Source organism: Microbacterium sp. 1.5R (assembly GCF_007667425.1).
Taxonomy (GTDB): domain Bacteria; phylum Actinomycetota; class Actinomycetes; order Actinomycetales; family Microbacteriaceae; genus Microbacterium.
Window position 1 is genome coordinate 1,136,036 of record NZ_VDRC01000001.1, and the last position, 18,066, is coordinate 1,154,101.

Genomic DNA, 18,066 nt, shown 5'->3' on the forward strand with positions numbered 1-18,066 from the left:
ACCTCACATCGGAAGCCATTCGGTCCAGGTCGTGAGCTCGTCGAGGATCTCCGGGATCGGGGTCACTCCGAGCCCCGGACCCTGCGGCACCGCGAGGCTGCCGTCGTGCATCACGAACGGCTCGGTGAGGTCGACCCGGTAGAAGCGGTCGCTCGCCGAGACGTCGCCGGGCAGCACGAATCCGGGCAGGGCGGCGAGCGCGACGTTCGCGGCACGCCCGATGCCGCTCTCGACCATGCCGCCGCACCACACGGGCACGCCCTGCGCCACCGCGAGGTCGTGGATGCGGCGCGCTTCGAGGTATCCGCCGACGCGGCCCGGCTTGATGTTGATGACGCTCGTGGCGCCGAGGCGGATCGCGGCGGCGGCGGTCTGCGCCGAGGTGATCGATTCGTCCAGGCAGATCGGCGTCTTCAGCATCCGCGCGAGGTCGGCGTGCCCCATGATGTCCTCCTCCTCGAGCGGCTGTTCGATGAGGAGCAGGCCGAAGTCGTCGAGGCGGGCGAGGTGCTGTGCGTCGCGCAGCGTGTACGCCGTGTTCGCGTCGACCTGCAGCAGCACGTCGTCGCCGAAGCGCTCGCGGACCGCGCGGACGACGTCGACGTCCCACCCCGGCTCGATCTTCAGCTTGATGCGGACGTAGCCCTCCGACAGGTAGGCGTCGACCGCGTCCAGCAGCCGCGGCACCTCGTCCATGATGCCCACCGACACCCCGCACGGCACGGTGTCGTGCACGGCGCCGAGCTCGCGCGCGAACGACCGCCCCTCGGCGCGGAGCTCGGCGTCGAGCACGGCCGTCTCGACCGCGGCCTTCGCCATGCGGTGACCCTTGAACGGCGCCAGCAGCTCGCCGATCATGTGGGCGCCGGTGATATGGGCCCCGGTCAGGGCCGGCACGATGTAGCGGCGGATCATGTCGACCGCGCCCTCGGTGTACTCGGGCGAGTAGACGGGGTCGGGCAGCGTCACGCACTCGCCCCACCCGTCGACGCCGTCGACCACGGCCCGCACGAGCAGGATGTCCTTCGCGGTCTGGGTGCCGAACGATGTGCGGAACGGGGAGACGAGCGGCATCGCCACCCGTCGCAGCTCGATCCCGTCGATCTTCATGCCGTGGTCCTCTCCGGTCGGATGATGTACCCCTCGGTGCGATCGAATCCGACGATCCGTCCACCGGCGTCGAGCGCCCCGGTGAGCTGTTCGCGGATCCGGAATCGCCAGCGCTGCGCCTCGGCGCGGTCATCGCGTCGCAGTCGCTCGATGTCGGGCGGCACCGCGACGGTGCGGTCGCCGGGCATCCGCGTCTCGGGCTGCGGCGAGCTGCCGTGCGCGCGGAGCACGACGCCCGCGTCGCGGAGCTCCCACCGCATCAGCAGCCGGTCGGTCTCGTCGTCGCTGTTCACTCCGTCGGTCATCGCGCCGTAGAAGTCCGAGAGGTACTCCTGGGGCCGCGCGCCGAGCTTGGTGATGTTGAAGTGGGCGTTGCGGGCGACGAGCGGGTCGAACGTCCACTCGATCGCGTCGACGCCGCGGCCGAGGGCCCAGGCTCGCTGATGCTGCTTGAGCGCGAACCCGATCGAGCGCCCGGCGCTCTCCGCCGAGATCCCCGCGATGTGGCTGTACAGGGCGTGCCGCTCCGGGTCGGCGTGGAACGCGATCGCGACACCGACGAGGCGGTCGCCGGCGAACGCGCCGCCGATGTAGTTGCCGGCCTTGCTCAGCGCCCGCATGAGCTCGGGCGGCACGACCGGGTTCTCGGGCGAGCGCCGCCAGATGCGCGACAGCAGCGCGATGGCCTCGGCATGCTCGCCCACCGCTCCGAGCTCCCTGATCGAGACGCCGGATGCCGCGGCTGCGCGGTCCGCATCGTGCTGCGCGGACGACACGACGGCGTCGTCGTGCATCAGTTCTGCCATGATCGGTCCGTTCTCGAGATCTCTGCGGCCATGTCGGCCAACAGGCGCGTCCGCGGCAGGATCTCCGCCACGATCGCGTGTTCGTGGTCGGCGTGCGCACCGCCCCCGACGGCCCCCATGCCGTCGAGGGTCGGCACCCCCGCACCCGCCGTGAAGTTGCCGTCGCTGCCCCCGCCGACGGCGACCGCGCGCACGTCGCCCAGCCCGTGTGCCGCCCCGAGCCTCGCCGCGAGATCGGCCAGGCCCTGCGACATCTCCCGCGCGAGCGGCGGACGGTTGATCCCGCCGTGCACGGTGATCGCCGCGTCGGGCACGGGCGAGGCGTAGGCGCGGAGCGCCGCATCTACCCGCTCGAGCTCCGCCGCCGACCATGCCCGCACATCGATGCGCAGCAGTGCCTCGGCCGGGACGGTGTTGCCCGTCGTCCCCGAATCGGCGCGGGTGGGCGTCACCGTCGTCCCGGCATCCGCATCGGCGAGGTCGCCGACCGCCAGCACCAGGTGCGCGAGCGCGACCGTCGCGTTGACGCCCTTCTCGGGTTCGAGCCCCGCGTGCGCAGCCCTGCCTCGCACGGCGACCTCGTACATGCCGACGCCCTTGCGGGCGCCCTTCCAGTCCCCACCCTCCGACGCCTCGGTGACCAGCGCTGCCGCGGCACCGCGGGCCGTCTCCTCGATCAGTGCACGGGACCGCACCGACCCCGTCTCCTCGTCGCCGGTGACCAGCACCGTCACGCCGTCGCGGTCGTCGAGCGCGGCGACCGCGTGCAGCACCATCGCGAGGCCGGTCTTCATGTCGAACGACCCCGGGCCGCGCATCACCCCGTCGACGATGCCGAAGGGCAGCCGATCGAGGGTGCCGTGCGGCCAGACGGTGTCGTGGTGGGTCAGCAGCAGCACCCGCGTCTCGGCGCCGAAGCGCCACCGCAGGTGGGTGCAGCCGTCGACCACGAGCCGCTCGGGCTCGACACCCAGCAGCTCGGCGCCGACCTCGGCCACGATGTCGGCCGACCGCGCGACGGCAGCGTCGTCGCCGGAGGGCGACTCGCACTCGATCAGCCGGCGGATCGTGGAGACGAGCGCCGCCTCCGTGAGCGCACCGGTGACGAGCGGGGAAGGGATGCTCATGCGCTGCTCGACACCTTCGGGGTCGCCCGCGCGCCGAAGTGCAGGTACTCCTCGCCGGTGGGCAGCGTGTAGAACGTCGCCGTCATCCACGTCTGCGTGCCGGGGGCGCGGAGTGCGAAGACGCCGTCACTGTACGGGGTGAGCGCATACTCGTCGACCGGGTCGGGCTCGAGCTCGGCGAGGGGTCCGAGCACCGTGGTGCGCAGCACCGGCCCGTCGTCGCCGACGAACACCTCCGCCCGCACCGAGGCGCGCTCGTAGGTGCCGACGAACGGCGTGATGTCGACCTCGACGGGCTCTGCGGGCGGCTGCACGGTCGACTGCATCGTGACGCCCGACAGCTCGGCGAAGATCTCGCGGTAGAGGTCCTCGTAGAGGTCGCGCGTGTGACCGCCGTTCGTGAGCAGCGTCACCGCGACGCCGGACTCGGCGTGCACGCGCAGGAAAGCGGCCTGACCGATCGTGTTGCCGTCGTGGCCGTACAGGCGCTCGCCGTTCCAGTCGAAGCGGATCCAGCCGAGCCCCCACGAGTCGCCGAGGATGTGCTTGTCCGGCACCTCGGCCTGGAACGCCTGCATCTCGGCCACCGTCGACTCCTCGAGCAGGCGGGTGCCGTCCGCCGCGACGCCGCCGGCCAGGTGCAGCCGGGCGAACGCGAGCACGTCGGCAGCACGCGCGGTGATGAGTCCGGCCGGGCCGAGAGAACGGGGCAGCGCCCACACCGGTGCGATCACCGGGTTCTCGCCTGACTCGACGTGGCCGACCGCGGCGGAGTGCAGGATCGCCTCCTCGGGCAGGGTCACGGTGTGCGTGAGGCCGAGCGGCGTGAAGATCAGGTCGCGCATCGCGGCATCCCACACGTCACCCGTCGCGCTCTCGATCACGCGACCGAGGAGCGAGAAGCCCGAGTTGCAGTACGACCAGGTCGCGCCGAGCGGGTGGTTCACGCCGATCTCGGGGAACAGACCGGCGTACTTCTCCAGGCAGTCGTCGCCACGGCCGGTGTCGGTGAACACGTCGCCGTCGATGCCGCTCGTGTGGGTGAGCAGGTGGCGCACCGTGACGCCCTGCGTGAACTCCTCTGTGGCGAGCTGCAGACCGGGCACGATGTCGACGACCGGGGTGTCGAGAGTGAAGGCGCCCTTCTCGATGAGGCGCATCACCGCCGTGGCCGTCCACACCTTCGAGATCGAGCCGATCTGGAAGACCGAGTCGGGCAGCACGGTCGCCGACGCCGCCGGGAGACCGGCGTTGAGTGTGCCGGTCGCCGCCGTGACAACCTCGTCGCGCCCCTCGGGGTCGTAGCGGAGGATGCCGAGCTGCGCACCCGGCACGTCGTGCAGCCGCGCGAGCTCATCGAGCCGGTGCTGCCAGTGCGCGGCGTCGATCGCTGCCGGGCGCGCACCGCGGGTGCTGCCCGCGAACCGCTCGACCCAGTCGACGATGCGGCGCGCGTAGTCGACGCGGTGGCTCGGCGCCCCGAGCAGGGGGAAGACGTGGCTGCCGCCCGGGTAGATGACGAGTTCGGTCGGCACGCCGCGCTCGCGCAGCGCGTAGTGCCACTGCTGCGCCTGATGCACGGGGCACCGCAGATCCTTCTCGCCGTGGAGCACGAGCGTCGGCGTCGTCACGTTCTCGACGGCCGAGTACGGCGACATCGCGGTGAGGGTCTCGCGGTCGGCCGAGGCCCAGGGCATGACGCCCAGTTCGAGCACGCTGAGCATATGGGCGTCGTCGCTCGTGCCGCCCATGCTGAACAGGTCGGCGACGATGCCTCCGGCGACCGCGGCCGCGAACCGGTCGTCGTGTCCGGTGAGGTACGCCGTCATGTAGCCGCCGTAGCTGTACCCGGCGACGGCGAGGCGCGCGGCATCCGCGGTCCCCTCCGCGACGAGCTCGTCGACCGGCTCGAGGAAGTCCTTGGCGTCCGAGACGCCCCACGCGCCGTTCACCCCGCGCCAGAAGTCCTCGCCGTATCCGTCACTGCCGCGCGGGTTGATCATGAGGATCGTCCAGCCGTCCGCCGCGAGCTGCTGGTGGTACAGGTGCATCTCGTCGACCGCGCCGTTCCATGCGTTGTGCGGTCCGCCGTGGATGTCGACGAGCAGCGGGGTCGCCCCCCGGGCCGCCGGGTCGCGCACGATCCAGCCCTGGACGACCGTGCCGTCGCTGATCGTGAACTCGCGGCTCTCGCGCACGAACAGCTCGGCGCCGTCCGGCGCGTCGCCGTGCGCGGTGAGCACGGCGCTCGTGCCCGCCACGAGGTCGAGGCGCAGGATCTCGCCGAACGACGTCGGGGTCGAGAGGGCGACGGCCGCGACGTCGCCGGCGACCGACAGACCGCTCACGACCTCGTCGGTGCCGCCGAAGACATGGCGCGGCGCTCCGCCCGAGGCGGCCACGGCGTAGAGGTGGGTCGCGCCACGGTCGCGGATCGCGAAGAGGATGTCACCGGATGCCGTGATCTGCGGCAGCGCGCCGGGGTAGGCGGGGGCGCCGGGCATGACGTTCCGGTCGAGGTCGCCCGCGGCGTCGACGACGTCGCCGGATGCGAGGTCGACGACGAAGAGGCCGGCGTGCCCCTCCGGTTCGCCGTTCCAGCCGATGACGACGAGGCCCGCGCCATCGGGCGTGAACGACACGGTGCCCGCGTAGCCGTCGGCGAACGCGAGAGTACGAGGGCGGGCCGCGGGGTCGGCGGGGTCGAGCGCCTGCACCGACGAGCGGAAGGCGAGGTCGTCTGCACCGTCGGGGCGTGCGACGTAGGCGAGGGTACCGCCGTCGGGCGACCATGCCGGGCTGCCGACGCCGGAGACGCCGTCGGTGAGGCGACGGACACGGCCGTCCTCGACATCGAGCACGTGCAGCTGATCGGTCACGCCGCGCGTGAACCACGCGCCGTCGACGAGGTAGTCGATCCCGCTCGTGACGATCGGGGCCTTCTCGCGCGCCGCACGTTGCTCGTCGCTCTCGCCCGCGCCGGGCGCCGACAGCGGCACGACCGACGCCGTGAACGCGATACGCGCGCCGTCGGGACTCCACACCGGTACACCGGCGCCGAGCGGGAGTGTCGTCCGCTGCTGCGGCTCGCCGCCGGCGAGAGGCAGCGTCCACAGCTGGCCGTCGCGGAGGAACGCCACTTGCGCACCATCGGGCGAGAGCACGGGGCTCGAGTCGGACGGGCCGCGCGTGAGCGCCCGCGTGCCGCCGTCCTCGGCGATCCACAGCGAACTCGTGCTGCGGTCCTCGTCGACATCGGTCGCGCCGAGCACGTAGACCACGCGGTCTCCGGCGGGCGACAGCGTCGGCTGACTCGGCACGGTCAGAGCGAGAGCGTCGTCGATACTCATTCGGCGGGTCACGGGGACTCCTTCGGTTGCGGCGCTCGTGGCACCGGCTGGCGTGTGGGTCTGGCGGTCAGGGGGTGTACTGGATCGGACGGGGGATCGCGGCGAGCAGCTCCCGCGTGTACGCGTCCTGCGGATCGTCGAGCACGGCGGCCGTCGCCCCCTGCTCGACGACGCGACCGTCGCGCATGACGGCCATGTGCGAGGCGACGTACCGCACGACCGCGAGGTTGTGCGAGATGAAGAGCATCGAGAACCCGAGCTCGTCCTGCAGTTCGCGCAGCAGGTTGAGGATCGCGCCCTGGATGAGCACGTCGAGCGCCGAGGTGATCTCGTCGGCGATGAGCACCCGTGGGCGGCCGGCGAGCGCACGGGCGATCGCGATGCGCTGACGCTGCCCGCCCGAGAACCGCGAGGGGCGCGAGTCGGCTTTGTCGGGGTCGAGCTGCACGAGTTCGAGCAGTCGGGCGGCCTCGGCCGCGCGCTCCCGTCTCGTCATGCCGGACGGCATCATCTCGGCGATGCTGGCACCGATCGGCATCCGCGGGTCGAGCGACGAGTACGGGTCCTGGAACACCATCTGCAGCGGCCGCGCACCCCGCCTCGGGATCGGTGCGCCGTCGAGCAGGATGCGCCCGGAGTGCACGGGCACGAGCCCGACGGCCGCCCTGGCCAGCGTCGACTTGCCCGAGCCCGACTCACCCACCACGCCGGTGACGCCGCCCTCGGGAACAGTGAGCGAGACGCCGTCCACCGCCGTCATGGCGCCGCGGCCGACGCCGTACCGCACCGTGACCTGGTCGAACACGAGCTCGCTCATCGGGTGCCCACCTCCTCGTGATCGCCGCCGGCGGCATCGACCGGGGCAACTGCCTCGGCATCCGCCTCGCTGTCGGCATCCGTCGCCCGCCCCTCCTCCGCCGCGAGCGTCGCGAGGGTCGCGAGCGGGCGGTCGAGGTCGGTCGCCATGTGCGGCACGGCGGCGAGCAGGGCACGCGTGTACGGATGCCGCGCCGACGAGAGGTCGCTCGCCGGCAGCGACTCGACGATCTCGCCGGAGCGCATCACGAGCACGCGATCGCACAGCTCGGCGACCACCGAGATGTCGTGGCTGATGAAGAGGATCGACGCACCGTCCTCGTCGCGGATGGCCCGCAGCAGATCGAGCACCTGACTCTGCACCGTGACGTCGAGGGCCGTGGTCGGCTCGTCGGCGATGATGAGGCGCGGCGACACCATGAGGCCCATGCCGATCATCGCCCGCTGACGCATGCCGCCGGAGAACTCGTACGGGTACTGCCGCACGCGGCGCTTCGGCGCGGTGATGCGCACGGCGGCGAGCCGGTCGGCCGCCCGGTCGAGCGCCTCGCGCCGGCTGAGCCCTGCATGCTCGGTGGCGACCTCGGCGAGCTGCGCGCCCATCCGCATGGTCGGGTTGAACGACGACATCGGGTCCTGGAACACCATCGCCATCGACGTGCCGAGCAGGCGCCGCAGCGCCGGCCCCTCGGCCGCCTGCAGATCGACGCCGAGGAAGCGCAGAGCGGATGCCGTGACCCGCCCCGGCGCGTTCACGAGCCGGGCGACGGCGAGCGCGGTCATCGACTTGCCCGATCCGGACTCCCCGACGATCCCGACGATCTCGCCGGCCCGCACCTCGAAGTCGATCCCCCGGACGGCGTGCACCACGGTGCCGTCGGCGGCCTCGAAGTCGACGCGCAGGCCCTCGACCTCGAGCACGGCGCCGTCCTCCGCCGCGGGCGTGACGGCCGGCGCGGCGGTGCGGCCGAAGGGCGTCCGGCGGCGGATGCGGGTCGCGGTGCGCAGCAGCGCGTCGTCGGCGAGGCCGAGGCTGCGCGCGGCCGACTCGCCGGTGAGGTTGAAGGCGAGACCGGCGATGACGACCGCCAGGCCGGGGGCGAGGGCGGCGAGCGGGTTCGCGTAGATGCCCCGCAGTCCGTCCATCATCAGGCGTCCCCAGTCGTACTCGGGCGGCTGCACGCCGAGACCGAGGAACGAGAGTCCCGCGAACGCGAGCAGCGTGCCGCCGGCGCCGATGGTCGAGTTGACGATGAGCGGCTCGCCGATGTTGGGGAGGATGTGCCGAAACAGCACGCGCACGCGGCCGATGCCGCCGACCCTGGCGGCCGCCACGAAGTCGCGCGCCTCGATGCCGGCGATGAGGTTCTGGCAGAGGCGGGCGAACGACGGGGCGCCGGCGAGTCCGAGCGCGAACACCGCGGCGGTGGCCGTGCTGCCGAAGATCGCGGCGAAGAAGAGGGCGAGCAGCAGTCCGGGGAACGCCACCGCGATCCCGGTGAACCAGGTCATCGCGCGACCGAGCACCGGGCCGAGCAGCAACGGGGCCACGCCGAGGATGAGTCCGGCGACCACCGCGACGAGGGTGGCGAGCAGCGCGAGCACGATCGAGAGGCGCGTGGCCACGATCGTGCGCAGCAGCAGGTCCCTGCCCAGGTTGTCGGTGCCGATGAGGTGCTCGGCTGACGGGCCGGCGAGCAGGTCGCCGGTGTCGGTGACGTCGGCCTGCTCGCCCCAGATCAACGGCGCGACGATCGCCGTGAGCATGACGAGCGCGAGCAGCGCCAGCGCGAGCGCCCCGAGCGGGGTGCGGACCATGTTCGTCAGCGCGCGCCTCATGCCTCGGCCGCCGTCGACTGGGGGTCGAGCACCGCGAGCGCCGCGTCGACGAGGGTGTTCACGAGCAGCACACCCACGCCGTAGACGAGCACCGTCCCCTGCACGAGCGGGTAGTCCTTGGTCTGGATCGAGCTGACGATCGTGCTGCCGAGCCCCGGCCACGCGAACACGGTCTCGACGAGCACGGTGCCCGCGACGAGGCCGCTCAGCAGCAGCCCGCCGAGCGTGAGCGTCGCCGTCACGGCATTGGGCAGCACGTGCCGGAGCGTGATGCGAGGGGAACGCAGTCGCTTGGCGTGCGCGGTTCGCACGAAGTCGGCGTCGAGCACCGACAGCGCCTCGATGCGGAGGATCCGGGCGAGGATCGCGGCCGGCCCCAGCGCGAGCGCGAGCACGGGGAGGATGTACGACAGCGGCCCCCCCCTACCGGCGACGGGCAGCCACCCGAGCTGCACCCCGAACACCGCCACGAGGGCGACGGCCAGGAGGAAGTCGGGGATCGACCCGATCACGACGCTCGTCGAGCTGAAGCCCACCTCTAGGCCCCGCGCCCGGCCGCGCTGCGTCGCCACGGCGACGGCCATGCCCAGCGGGATGGCGATGAGCACGGCGAGCACGAAGGCCAGCAGGGCGAGCGTGAGCGTGGCGGGAAGCCGCTGCGCGATCGTGTCGGCGACGGGCAGCTGCGACCCGATCGACACCCCGAGATCACCCGTGAACACGCCCCGGATGTAGTCGAGGTACTGCTGCCAGATCGGGTCGTTCAGACCCAGCGACTCCCGCCTCGCCTCGACGACCGCGGCCGGGGCGGTCGGCCCCAGAGCCGCCCGGATCGGGTCGCCCGGCACCAGGTGGATCATCAGGAAGGATGCCGTGATCAGGATCCACAGCGAGACGAGCAGCCGACCGGTGCGGCGCAGGGCGAACCGCAGCCAGCGGTGGTCGCGGACGCGCGTGTCGTCCTCGGCGAGGCGGGTGGTCACTGTCGTCATGTCGTCGATTCGATCCGGTGGTCGAGGGCGGCCGTTGCTCTCAGCCGACCAGGCGGATGCTGGTGGGCTCGATGACGCCCGTCCAGTCGAACTCCGCGCCGTTGCCGAACATGTACACGGTCGCGTTCGCGAACGGCACGAGGTCGGCCGCGGCGAACAGCGCGCTCTCCGCCTCCTGCCACACGTCGCAGCCCTCGCTGCCGTTGAGCTCCGACGCGCGGGCGACGGCATCCGTGTACTCGGCGTTCTCGATCGCCGAGAAGTTCGACCCCTCGGGCGGCACCGTGCCGCTCACGAAGCCGATGGCCTGGTCGGGGCTGTTGACGCTGAGCGTGAGCCAGCCGATGTCCCAGGCTCCGGTGCTGAACGTGGCCTCGAGCAGCGCGGTCTCGTCCTGCTGCTTGCCGTCGACCTCGGCCCCGATCTCCTTCCACGCCGAGAGCGCGAGCTCTGCGGCCGCGGCCGCGGCCGCGCCGAGGCTGTTCTCGTAAAGGAAGGTCAGGCTCAGGCGCTGTCCGTCCTTCGCCCGCACCCCATCGGCCCCGCGGACCCAGCCGGCCTCGTCGAGCGTCGCGTTCGCCGCGTCGACGTCGAACTTCGGGCGCGAGGTCGAGATCGCGTCGTAGGTGCAGACGGTCGGCTCGACGACGGCGAGCGCCGTGGCCGGTCCGCCCTTGCCCGCGGTCATCACGTTGGCGAGCTCGTCGAGGTCGACGGCCTGGGTGAGCGCCATGCGCACCGCCGGATCGCTCGTGGGGTGACCCTCCGCGTGGTTGTACCACTGCTCGCCGGCGATCGCGGTGCCCTCGCGCTGGAAGAGACCGGCACCGATCGCGCGGTCGGCGTCCGGTCCGGTGAGCTGTGCAGCGTTCGCCTCGCCCGAGAGCAGCAGGTTCGCGGCGGTGGTGCCGTCGGAGACGACGCGCACGTTGACCTTCGCCGGGATGCCCTCCTCGTCGACCGTGGCGCCGCCGGGGCCCCATGCGTAGTCCTCGCGCAGCTCATAGGTGTAGTGGTCGTTCGGCACGGCTTCGGTGAGCACGTAGGGCCCGGTGCCGTCGGTGCCTGCGGCGAGACCGTCGCGCTCGTTCAGAGAGGTGTCGCAGACCATCGGCAGACCCGAGAGCCCGAGCAGCAGGAACGGCGATGGGCTCGACAGGGTCATCGTGACCGTGTCGCCCTCCGCCGCGCTGGTGACACCGACCGGCAGGAACGCGCCGAGGAAGCCGCTCTGGTTCTCGGGGTCGGAGATCCAGTTGAGGTTGTCGGCCGCGCTCTGCGCGGTGAACGGCGTGCCGTCGCCGCAGGTGATGCCGTCCTGGATCTTCAGGGTCGCCGTGGTGCCGTCGACCTCCCACTCGGTGGCGAGCTGGCTGCGCACCTCGCCGTCCGCGCCGACGCTGACCAGCGTGTCGTAGGCGAGCTTGCTGATGTCGAACAGCGCGCTGCCGGCTGACAGCTGCGGGTCGAGGCTGCCGGGGTCGGAGCCGAGGATCTCGGTGAAGGTGCCGCCGGCGACGGGCTCTCCCCCTCCTCCGTCGGTCCCGCACCCGACGAGCACGGTGGCGAGGGCTGTGACGCCGACGACGGCGATGGCAGCGGTGCGATTCGGTGTCATGACGTTCCTCCAGGCAGTGGTTTCGTGCTTATCGGGGTGCACGCCGCGTGGCGACGAGGGTTCGGGGTGTCAGCGCGACCGCGGGACGGCGCGGCCGAAGTGGATGTACGCGGCGCGGCCGTCTGCATCCGGTTCGAGGAACGCGAGCACGAGGTGCATCCCGTCCTTGCGTTCGCGAGCGATGAGCGATGCGTCGCCGTATGGCACGAACTCGTCGGTCGACGGCTCGGCGCCCAGCGCACGCAGTTCGGGTGTCGGACGCTGCTCGAGCCACAACCGCCCCTCCGCGTCCTGCGACACCTCCATCTCGACGGTGGAGTTCGCGTACACGCCGAGGTAGCCGCTGACCTCGGCGGCGACCGGATCGGATGCCGCGGCAGCCGCGTCCGCCGGGGGCTCGGGCGCTTCGGGCAGACCCGCTCCGGTGAGCTCGCGCAGCAGCGGCTCCACCAGATCGTGGAAGAGACCGGCGCCGTCGCCGCCGTTCGTGAGGAGCACGACGGCGACTCCTGCCTCCGGCGCGATGCGCAGGAACGACGACTGGCCCACCGTGTTGCCGTCGTGCCCGTAGAGCACCACGTCGGCGTCGCGGTCGATCTCCCAGCCGAGACCCCATGCCGCGCCCATGCCGGCGACCCGTGGAAGACGCACCTCGGTCGTGCGCATCGCGGTCGCAGAGGCCTGCGAGACGATCGCCTGTTCCTCGTCGGATGCGGGCGAGGAGCCGTCCGCCGCGCGGAGGTGCGCGCGGGCGAAGACGGCCAGGTCCTCGGCCGTCATGGCGAGCATCGAGCCGGCGGGCTCGTTCGACCGCGCCATCGCCCAGAACGGCGCCGGCTGCGGTTCGCCCCCGTCTCCGGCATCCACATGTCCGACCGCGACGCGATGCAGGATCGCCTCGTACGGGCTGGGCGACACGCTGCCCAGGCCGAGCGGCGTCGCGAGGTGCGTGAGCAGCGCCTGCTCCCAGGTCGTGTCGCGCAGCCGCTCGATCAGTCGGCCGAGCACGACGTAGCCCGCATTGCTGTACGAGAACAGCGAGCCCGGCGTGAAGATCTGCGCCGCCTCGGCGAGCAGGGCGATGTACTTCTCGACGGCGTCGTCGCCGCGGCCGGTGTCGGTGAAGATGTCGCCCTCGATGCCCGAGCGATGGCTGAGCAGGTGACGCACCGTGATCGCGGCCGCAGCGTCGTCGTCGGCGAGGGCGAACTCCGGCAGGTAGGTGCGGACGGGGGTGTCGAGGTCGACGAGCCCCTCGTCGACGAGCTGCATGACGAGGGTCGCCGTCCACACCTTCGTGATGGAGCCGATCTGGAACACGGCATCCGTCGTCGCCTCGATGCGGGTCGCGGTGCTGAGCAGCCCCTCGGCGTGGGTGACGATCTCGCCGTCGACGACGACCGCCACGGATGCCGCGGGCACTCCGCGCACGTCGATCAGGGATCTGAGGGTGGACCGCAGGTGTTCGCCGATCGCGTGGGGGCTCTGCATGGCCTCACTCTAGGCACCGGGTCGTCGATCGACGTTCGTCGTCAACTACGGAACCGCTCCGTTCGATTGGTCCGTTTCGACGAAGTCGCGAGGCGCGACCCGTCCCTTGTCCGGGAGAGAAAATTAGATAGACTATCTAAGTAATGTCTGCGTCCGATGAATCCCTCCACCTCACGGCGACAGACCTGCGCCACTCCACCTTCCGGCTCGCCCGGCGCCTCCGCGGCGCCCGCGCGGTCGACGCGATGAGCGATGCGCAGCTCGCCGTGCTCGCGACGCTGCGTCTGCACGGCCGCCGCACCATCACCGCCCTCGCGGCTGCCGAGCGGGTCACCGCCCCGTCGATGACGAACATGATCAACGGCCTCGTCGAGCAGGGCCACGTCGTACGGATCCCCGACGAGGAGGACCGCCGGCGGGTGCAGGTCGACATCACCGAGACGGGGGCGGCGATCGTCGCCGAGACCATTCACCGTCGCGACGAGCTGCTCGCCGGCATGCTCGCCGAGCTCGACTTCACCGAGGCCGAGCTCGCGACGTTGCGCGCGGCGAGCGCCCTGATGCGCAGGGTGGTCGACCGATGAGCGCCATGTTCCGTTCGTTCGCGAACATCAACTACCGCATCTGGTTCGCCGGCGCCCTCGTCTCGAACGTCGGCGGCTGGATGCAGGCCACCGCGCAGGACTGGGTCGTGCTCACCGAGCTCACCGACAACGACGCGGCGGCGATGGGCGTCACGATGGCCCTGCAGTTCGGCCCGCCGCTCGTGCTCGTCAGCCTCACCGGATGGGTCGCCGACCGGTTCGAGCGCCGCCGCATCCTGCTCGCCACCCAGTCCTCGCTGCTCGTGCTCGCGATCGCCGTCGGCATCCTCCTGCTGAACGGGCTCATGACGCTGCCGATGATGTTCGGCTTCGCCGCGGCCTTCGGCGTGGTGAACGCGTTCGACGCACCCGCGCGCCAGGCCTTCGTCTCCGACATGGTGTCTGTCGGCGACACCTCGAACGCCGTCGCCCTGAACTCGGCGTCCTTCAACCTCGCCCGCATGATCGGTCCGGCGGTGGGCGGTCTGCTCATCGTCGCGATCGGCTCCGGCTGGGTGTTCATCGCGAACGCCGTGACGTTCCTCGCGATGCTCGTCGCCCTGCTCCTGCTGCGCACCGGTCAGCTCGCGCCTCGCCTCAAGGGACGCAGCCGCGGGGGTCTCGCCGCCGGGTTCCGCTACGTCTGGGGCCGCAGCGATCTGCGCGTCGTGTTCGTGACCGTGTTCCTCATCGGCGCGTTCGGCATGAACTTCCCCATCTTCGCCTCCACCATGGCCCTGGAATTCGGATCCGGCGCCGACGGCTACGGCGTGCTGAGCTCGATCCTCGCCATCGGATCGCTGGCCGGCGCCCTGCTGGCCGCTCGGCGTGAACGCGCGAGAGTACGGGTCGTGATCTTCGCCGCGGGCGGATTCGGCGTCGCCGCGTTCGTCTCGTCGGCCATGCCCACCTACGCCGCGTACGCGGTGACCCTCATGTTCACCGGCTTCATGATCGTCACACTGTTGACCACCGCTAACGGGTACGTGCAGATGACGACGGATCCCGCGCTGCGCGGACGTGTGCTCGCGCTCTACATGGCCGTCATCATGGGCTCCACCCCGGTCGGCGCGCCGATCGCCGGCTGGGTCGCCGACACGTTCGGCCCCCGCAGCGCGATCATGCTGGGCGGCACCGCCGGTCTGGTCGCCTGTGCGATCGGAACGATCTGGGTCATCGCCTCCGGACGCCTCCGGCGGTCCGAGGATCGCCGGTTCCGGCTCACGCTCGACGAGACCCGCCCGCTGAGCGTCATCGACGAACCCGAGCTGGCCGAACCGTCGGCATCCGCCGAGCCCGTCGACTACACCGAGAAGGCCACCGCGACGACGCCGATCCGCATCGCGAAGCAGGACTGAGGCGGATCGGCCGGCGCGGGTTTGTCAACCCCTCGCCGCCCCCCGCGCACCGGCGTAACGTCGCGCACATGGACGACAACACAGGACGCACCCCGCACCCCGAACAGCCCGCCGAGGGCTCCCCCGACATCATCCCGGAGCACAACACCGCTCCTGACGGTCAGAGCACCGGCGAGGGCGGCGACGACCTCGACGGCGGCGCCCAGGGCGCGGCCCAGGGCGGAGCGATCCAGGGCGACAACGCACACGGCGACTCGCCGCGCGGCGCGATCCAGGGCGAGGCAGCAGACGGCGACCCGCAGGGTGCGTCGCAGGGGGGAGCGATCCAGGGCGACAGCTCGCACGGCGAGTCGCCGCACGGCGCGATCCAGGGCGACGCCAACCCCGATCGCGACGCCCCCCTGGGCGGCGACGACACCACTGCCGCACAGCTCGACGCCGACAACGAGGTCGAGCGCGACACGCTCCGCACCCTCGACCCCGAGGACCCGCCGGCCTGAGTCGCGGGCTCTCGCCCGGTGCCCCCGTCCCCTACTCGGGCGCTGAGTTGGCACCTCCTGCCGCAATTCCCGCGGAATTCCCGCAGGAGGTGCCAACCGAAAGCAGAGCCGGGGCGCCGGCGGGCCGGGGCTCGGGCAGGCCGGGGCTCGGGCCGCGGGCGGAACTACGCGCCGAGCACGTGCTTGAGCTGCTCCACCGCCCAGTCGAGCTCGGTGGCGCGGATGACGATGGGCGGCGCGATGCGGATGGTCTGCCCGTGCGTGTCCTTCACGAGCACACCGCGCTCGAGCAGCCGCTCCGCGATCTGACGTCCGGTGCCCTTGGCGGGGTCGATGTCGACACCGGCCCAGAGTCCGGCGATGCGCACGGCGGTCACGCCATGCCCCTTCAGCGGCTCCAGGGCAGCGGCGAGGTGCTCCCCCAGCGCGCGGGCTCGCTCCTGGAACTCGCCGCTCTCGAGCATCTCCACCACGCGCAGGCCCACCGCGGCCGCGAGCGGGTTGCCGCCGAACGTCGACCCGTGCTCACCGGGCTGGATGACCCCGAGCACCTCGCGGTCGCCGACCACGGCCGAGACGGGCAGGATGCCGCCACCCAGCGCCTTGCCCAGCAGGTACAGGTCGGGCACGACGCCCTCGCGGTCGCACGCGAACGTCTCACCGACGCGGCCGAGGCCCGACTGGATCTCGTCGGCGATGAACAGCACGTTCTTCTCGTCGCAGATCTCGCGGATGCGGCGCAGGTACCCCTCCGGCGGGATGATCACCCCGCCCTCGCCCTGGATGGGCTCGATCAGCACGGCGGCGGTGTCGGCGGTGATGGCCGCGGCGACGGCATCCGCGTCCCCGTAGGGAACCACGTCGAAGCCGGGCGTGTAGGGGCCGAACCCGTCGCGGGCCTGCTCGTCGTCGCTGAAGCTCACGATCGTCGTCGTGCGTCCGTGGAAGTTGCCGGCCGCGACGATGATGCGCGCCGCGCCGTCGGCGATGCCCTTGACCCGGTAGCCCCACGCACGGGCGACCTTGATGCCGGTCTCGACGGCTTCGGCGCCCGTGTTCATCGGCAGCACCATGTCCTTGCCCGCGAGCTGCGCCAGGGCGGCGGCGAACGTCTCCAGGCGGTCGCTGCGGAACGCCCGGCTCGTCAGCGTCACTCGGCCGAGCTGCTCGGTGAGGGCGGCGACGAGGGCCGGATGCCGGTGGCCGAAGTTCACGGCCGAGTACGCCGCGAGCAGGTCGAGGTAGCGCTTGCCCTCGACGTCGGTGACCCACGCGCCCTCACCGCGCGCGATCGTGACCGGCAGCGGGTGGTAGTTGTGCGCGACGTGCGGCTCGGTGCCCTGCTCGGCCACGGCGCTCGTGTCGACCGTGGTCACTTCGCACCCCGCAGCTCGAGCGTGCAGCACTTGATGCCGCCGCCCCCGAGCAACAGCTCGGAGAGGTCGACCATGATCGGGTTGTAGCCCCGCTCACGCAGCTGCTTCTCGAAGCCCACAGCGCGAGGCGAGATGACGACGTTGTAGCCGTCGCTCGCGGAGTTCAGGCCGAACACGGCGCCGTCCTCGTCCGACACGAGGATCGCGTCGGGGAAGCGCTTCTCGAGCTCGGCGCGGCTCGCATCGTCGAAGGCGTCGGGCAGGTAGGCGATGTTGGCGTGCTCGGGTCCGCCGTTCTCGACGCCCTGCACGGGGTCGAGCACCGCGATGGCCGTGTCGAGGTGGTAGAACCGCGGGTCGACGAGGTTCAGCGACACGACCTCGCGACCGAAGACCTCGCCCACCTCGCGGTGGCTGTCGCCGGTGGAGCGGAACCCGGTGCCGGCGAGGATCACGTCGCCGACGAGCAGGAAGTCGCCCTCGCCCTCGTTGACCTCTTCGGGCATGACCGTGTCGAAGCCCGCGCCGCGGAACCACTCGGCGAACGCGGGTGCTTCGCCCTGGCGCTCTACGAAGCGGAACTCCGGCACGTACGCGCGGCCGTCGATCACGAAACCGCCGTTGGCGGTGTAGACCATGTCGGGGTACCCGGCGAGCGGCTCGATGAGCTCGACCTCGTGACCCAGCTCCACGTACAGGTCATGCAGCTTCTGCCACTGCGCGACGGCCCTCTCGGTGTCGGTGGGCTTCGACGGCTCCATCCACGGGTTGATGGAGTAGTTCACGGTGAAGTGCGACGGGGTGCACATCAGGTAGCGGCGGTGGTGCGCGGTGCGCGCGGGGGCCTCGGTGGCGGTGGCCTCGGACGCCGTGGTTTCGACAGACATGGAGCTCCTCGAACGGATGCGGCGGACGCTGTCCAGGGGCCCGGCGGTCCTTCGACCCTTGCCGCTCCGGAGGAGTCGGCGTTCGGGGAAGATGCGACTCGAGCACGCCGGGGTCCATTCTGTCACCCGCACTTTCGAATCGCTTGATTTGCAACTTCGAAGGCGATCCAGTGGTAAATCGCGCTACTCGAAACGGCGGGGATGCCACGCCC

14 protein-coding genes are annotated in these 18,066 nt (G+C 71.6%); 3 read left to right on the forward strand and 11 right to left on the reverse strand.

Features of this window, described 5'->3' with window-relative positions; all coding sequences use genetic code 11:
• Positions 1–3: 3 nt before the first annotated feature.
• From menC to FSY98_RS05640, 9 genes are all read right to left on the reverse strand, one after another.
• Positions 4–1,110: an o-succinylbenzoate synthase gene (menC, locus tag FSY98_RS05600; protein WP_144874720.1), complete on the reverse strand. Its 1,107-nt coding sequence runs from the start codon at positions 1,108–1,110 to the stop codon at positions 4–6.
• Complete coding sequence (locus tag FSY98_RS05605; protein ID WP_222119114.1) at positions 1,107–1,916, reverse strand: GNAT family N-acetyltransferase; 810 nt, start codon at positions 1,914–1,916, stop codon at positions 1,107–1,109. The genes menC and FSY98_RS05605 overlap by 4 nt, the downstream gene beginning before the upstream one ends.
• Entirely contained in the window at positions 1,904–3,043 is a 1,140-nt protein-coding gene (locus tag FSY98_RS05610; RefSeq protein ID WP_144874722.1) for a M20 family metallopeptidase, read from the reverse strand. Before FSY98_RS05610 ends, FSY98_RS05605 begins: the two co-directional genes overlap by 13 nt.
• Positions 3,040–6,405 (reverse strand): serine hydrolase, encoded by a 3,366-nt coding sequence (locus FSY98_RS05615; protein WP_144874724.1) that lies wholly within the window; start codon positions 6,403–6,405, stop codon positions 3,040–3,042. The genes FSY98_RS05610 and FSY98_RS05615 overlap by 4 nt, the downstream gene beginning before the upstream one ends.
• 55 nt (positions 6,406–6,460) lie before the next feature.
• Entirely contained in the window at positions 6,461–7,210 is a 750-nt protein-coding gene (locus FSY98_RS05620) for an ABC transporter ATP-binding protein (protein WP_144874726.1), read from the reverse strand.
• Positions 7,207–9,048 (reverse strand): dipeptide/oligopeptide/nickel ABC transporter permease/ATP-binding protein, encoded by a 1,842-nt coding sequence (locus FSY98_RS05625; protein ID WP_144874728.1) that lies wholly within the window; start codon positions 9,046–9,048, stop codon positions 7,207–7,209. The genes FSY98_RS05620 and FSY98_RS05625 overlap by 4 nt, the downstream gene beginning before the upstream one ends.
• Positions 9,045–10,040: an ABC transporter permease gene (locus FSY98_RS05630; protein ID WP_144874730.1), complete on the reverse strand. Its 996-nt coding sequence runs from the start codon at positions 10,038–10,040 to the stop codon at positions 9,045–9,047. Before FSY98_RS05630 ends, FSY98_RS05625 begins: the two co-directional genes overlap by 4 nt.
• A gap of 40 nt (positions 10,041–10,080) precedes the next feature.
• Complete coding sequence (locus FSY98_RS05635; protein WP_144874732.1) at positions 10,081–11,658, reverse strand: ABC transporter substrate-binding protein; 1,578 nt, start codon at positions 11,656–11,658, stop codon at positions 10,081–10,083.
• A 69-nt stretch (positions 11,659–11,727) separates the two neighbouring features.
• The gene (locus tag FSY98_RS05640) at positions 11,728–13,149 is read right to left on the reverse strand and encodes a serine hydrolase (RefSeq protein WP_144874734.1); all 1,422 of its coding nucleotides are present in this window, start codon (positions 13,147–13,149) and stop codon (positions 11,728–11,730) included.
• Between the two features lie 143 nt (positions 13,150–13,292).
• On the opposite strand from FSY98_RS05640, the gene FSY98_RS05645 reads away from it, so the two are divergent.
• The 3 genes from FSY98_RS05645 (at position 13,293) to FSY98_RS05655 (ending at position 15,591) form a co-directional block, all read left to right on the forward strand.
• Positions 13,293–13,733, forward strand: a complete 441-nt coding sequence (locus FSY98_RS05645; protein WP_144874735.1) for a MarR family winged helix-turn-helix transcriptional regulator — start codon at positions 13,293–13,295, stop codon at positions 13,731–13,733.
• A gap of 5 nt (positions 13,734–13,738) precedes the next feature.
• Positions 13,739–15,091, forward strand: a complete 1,353-nt coding sequence (locus FSY98_RS05650; protein WP_144876620.1) for an MFS transporter — start codon at positions 13,739–13,741, stop codon at positions 15,089–15,091.
• Positions 15,092–15,159: 68 nt separating this feature from the next.
• Entirely contained in the window at positions 15,160–15,591 is a 432-nt protein-coding gene (locus FSY98_RS05655; protein ID WP_144874737.1) for a hypothetical protein, read from the forward strand.
• Between the two features lie 164 nt (positions 15,592–15,755).
• On the opposite strand, the gene rocD is transcribed toward FSY98_RS05655, so the two are convergent.
• Positions 15,756–16,967, reverse strand: a complete 1,212-nt coding sequence (gene rocD, locus FSY98_RS05660) for an ornithine--oxo-acid transaminase (RefSeq protein ID WP_144874739.1) — start codon at positions 16,965–16,967, stop codon at positions 15,756–15,758.
• On the reverse strand, positions 16,964–17,854 hold the full coding sequence (gene ddaH, locus FSY98_RS05665) for a dimethylargininase (protein ID WP_144874741.1): 891 nt from the start codon (positions 17,852–17,854) through the stop codon (positions 16,964–16,966). The genes rocD and ddaH overlap by 4 nt, the downstream gene beginning before the upstream one ends.
• Positions 17,855–18,066: the final 212 nt, after the last annotated feature.